Raw genomic sequence first — 553 nt, forward strand, 5'->3', positions numbered from 1 at the left:
GCTGGGCGCTGGCGGCGCTGGCCGCGGTGTTCCTGGTCGTGCTGCAGGGCGCCGCGCGCGGGCGCTGGACCTGGCTGGAGCATCCGCTGCTGCTGTGGCTGGGCACGATCTCCTACACGCTCTACCTGCTGCACGAGAACATCGGCTGGGCGCTGCTGCACCGGCTGGAGGGCTGGGGCGTGCCGACGCAGCTCGCCATCGCGCTGGCGATGGCGGTCTCGGCCGGCCTGGCGCATGGCTTGACGCGGCTGGTCGAGCTGCCCGCGATGCGCTGGATCCGCGACCGCTACCGCGCCCGCTCGCCGCGGCCGGGCGCGGCCCCCGCCCAGGGCTGAGCGGCGCGCGTGCCGGGTCCGCGCCGGTACGAGGACAATGCGCGCTCGCCGGCGCGTGGACGCGCCGATGTTTCCTCAAGACGCGAAGCGCGGCGCGCGCCGGATCCCGATGACCGAAGAACGGAAGAACTCCCTGATCCCGCTGGCCATCGGCGCGGTGGCGCTGCTGTCCTGCGCCGGCATGATCGCCGCGGGGGGTGGCGATGCTGCGGCAGTCC

1 protein-coding gene is annotated in these 553 nt (G+C 74.9%); it reads left to right on the plus strand.

Annotated elements, in window-relative coordinates; genetic code table 11:
- On the plus strand, positions 1–335 hold a 335-nt coding region (locus FUT87_RS29500), incomplete at its 5' end, for an acyltransferase family protein (RefSeq protein ID WP_404935457.1).
- Positions 336–553 lie beyond the last annotated feature (218 nt).

The organism is Mitsuaria sp. TWR114, assembly GCF_007997345.1.